Below are 1,907 nucleotides of genomic sequence, written 5' to 3'. Positions count from 1 at the left end.
GCAGCCAGCGGGCTTCGGACGCGCGCGCCTGCGACAGCGCGGATTCGGGGCGCAGCAGATAGGTGGCCCGGATGTGGGGCTCCCACCGTTCGATGTGGGCCAGCACGTCGGCAACCACCTCGACCGGTGACAGGGTGCGCTGGCGGTAGGCCGCAAGCAGGGCGTGGGCGGGCAGGTCGTGCAAGGCGCTCATGGGGCAGCTTCCGGGGTGAAGGGCGCCCGCCGTGCGGCGGGCCGGTTGCGGCCCGCAGGCCGCCGTGGGCTCAGGACCAGGAGAGGGCCGACAGGTCGTTCACGAAGATCGGCATGTCTTTCCACAGCCCCTTCACGTTGCGGTTGGCCACCGTGATCCATTGCGGCTGGTAGAGAAAGGCGTGCACGGCCTCTTCGGCCAGCAGGCGCTGGGCGTCGCCCAGCAGGCGGGCGCGGTCGGCCGGGCGCGCGGCGTTCTTGATCTTGTCGAACAGCGTGTTGAACTGGGGCGAGTGGTAGCCCCAGTAGTAGTCGGGCTTGGCAAAGTTGGCCAGGTCGAAGGGCTCGACGTGCGAGATGAGCGTCAGGTCGTAGTTCTTGCTGCCATAGGTGCCACTGAGCCACTGGGCCCATTCCACGTTCTGGATCTTGCACACGATGCCGACCTTGGCCAGCTGCGCGGCAATGACCTCGCCCCCCTGGCGGGCATAGGGCGGCGGCGGCAGGGTGAGCGTGAGTGTGAGCGGCGTCTTCACGCCCGCCTCGGCCAGCAGCTGCCGGGCCTTGTCGGGGTCGAAGGGATTGATGCCCGTGGTGTCCACATAGCCGAACGCGCCCGGCACATAGTGGCTGCCGATGGGCACGCCAAAGCCGTCGCCCGCGCCTTCGATGACCGCCTTGCGGTCGATGGCGGCGGCAATCGCACGGCGCACGCGCACGTCGTCCAAGGGCTTTCGGGCGTTGTTGATGGCCAGGATGGTCTTGGCGCGCGAGCCGCTCATCACCACCTGGTAGCGCGGGTTGCCCTTGAATTGGGCCACGCTGCGCGGCGTGACGCGGGCAAACACGTCCACATCGCCTGCCAGCAGCGCCGCCACCTGCGCGGCGGGGTCGGAGATGAAGCGGAACGTGGCCCGGCGGATCTTGATCGTGGCGGGTGCACGAAAGCCCGGCCATGCAGTCAGCGTGACGGATGCGCCCTTGTTCCATGCGCCGAGCAGGTAGGGGCCCGTGCCCACCGGGCGCGTGGCGTTGGTGGCGGCGCTTTGGGGCTCGACGATGATGGAAGTGGCCTGCCCCAGCACAAACAGGAAGTCGGGGTCGATGTCCTTGTTGATCAGCACCACGGTGTGGTCGTCCACCACCTGGGTGGTGAGATTGGCGAAGGTGCGCTTGTCCTTGTTGGTGCTCTTGTCGCTGCCCGCGCGGTCGAACGAGAACTTCACCGCGGCGGCCGTGAAGGGCACGCCGTTGCTGAACTTCACCCCCCGGCGCAGGCGCAGGGTGTAGGTCTTGAGGTCGGGCGACACTTCCCAGCTTTCGGCCAGCAGCGGCGACACGCTGCCGTCGGCATTGATCTTGGTGAGCGTCTCGAAGATGTTGTAGTGCACGATCTCGGCGATGGACGAGGCCGCGCCGGCCGTGGGGTCGAGCCCCGGCGGTTCGAGCGTGAGGGCCAGCACCACGGTGTCCTTGCGCCCCTGGGCCAGGGCGCCCCAGGGCGCGGCAAGGGGCACCGCGGCGATGGCGCCAGTGGCAAGGACGGAGCGGCGATTGAGCATGCAGATTCTCCCGGTGGAAACCAGTCAGTGGGCGCCAGCCGGCAGGTGCAGGCGGCGGCTTCAAAAGGGGGTTTTACACCATCGGGCGCGGCATTGACCCCGTTGTCCAAGCCGCTCCCGGGGCGCAGTGCGCTCGCGACGGGGCCACCGCTG

The 1,907-nt window shown here is 68.6% G+C and carries 1 protein-coding gene and 1 pseudogene; both read right to left on the bottom strand.

Going from position 1 to position 1,907, the window contains the following annotated elements:
• Positions 1–193: pseudogene (locus tag ACDELDRAFT_RS21885) on the bottom strand (amidase); the annotation flags it as partial.
• Between the two features lie 70 nt (positions 194–263).
• Entirely contained in the window at positions 264–1,754 is a 1,491-nt protein-coding gene (locus ACDELDRAFT_RS21880) for an ABC transporter substrate-binding protein (protein WP_005800769.1), read from the bottom strand.
• Between the last annotated feature and the right edge of the window lie 153 nt (positions 1,755–1,907).

The organism is Acidovorax delafieldii 2AN, from assembly GCF_000175235.1.
Lineage (GTDB): Bacteria > Pseudomonadota > Gammaproteobacteria > Burkholderiales > Burkholderiaceae_C > Acidovorax > Acidovorax delafieldii_B.
The sequence above is the reverse complement of the archived record's forward strand: the minus strand, read 5'-3'. Positions and strand labels throughout refer to the sequence as shown.

Excerpts from the sequence above, each read along its gene's own strand:
- ACDELDRAFT_RS21880 (WP_005800769.1), bottom strand. The coding sequence starts at position 1,754 with ATGCTCAATCGCCGCTCCGTCCTTGCCACTGGCGCCATCGCCGCGGTG.